The sequence below is a fragment of the Myxococcus sp. AB056 genome (assembly GCF_006547365.1).
In the GTDB taxonomy this organism is placed as follows: Bacteria; Myxococcota; Myxococcia; order Myxococcales; family Myxococcaceae; genus Myxococcus; species Myxococcus virescens.
In genome coordinates this window covers 1-408 of sequence record NZ_VHLB01000221.1, presented here as the reverse complement: position 1 = coordinate 408, position 408 = coordinate 1, and the positions used below count along the sequence as shown (strand labels likewise).

Below are 408 nucleotides of genomic sequence, written 5' to 3'. Positions count from 1 at the left end.
CAGGCGCAGGCGGTCAAAGGTTAAACAACTGTTACTTTTGATACGTTTAAAACGCGCCGTGAGTGCCACCGTAACAAGCAGGCATACACTTATGACCGCGACTGCACAGCAGCTTGAGTATCTCAAAAATAGCATCAAAAGCATTCAGGACTACCCAAAACCCGGCATTCTTTTCCGCGATGTCACCAGCTTACTGGAAGACCCGAAAGCTTACGCTCTCAGCATCGACTTGCTGGTTGAGCGTTACAAAAATGCGGGCATTACCAAAGTTGTCGGCACCGAAGCGCGTGGCTTCTTGTTTGGCGCTCCGGTAGCTCTGGGTCTGGGCGTTGGCTTTGTACCGGTCCGTAAACCGGGCAAACTGCCGCGTGAAACCATCGGCGAAACTTACGACCTGAAATACGGCAC

At 52.0% G+C, this 408-nt stretch carries 1 protein-coding gene; it reads left to right on the top strand.

What is annotated here, in order from left to right; translation table 11 throughout:
* Positions 1–58 precede the first annotated feature (58 nt).
* Positions 59–408, top strand: a 350-nt coding sequence (locus tag FMP39_RS37230; protein ID WP_255508578.1) for an adenine phosphoribosyltransferase, incomplete at its 3' end; no start/stop codon positions are given.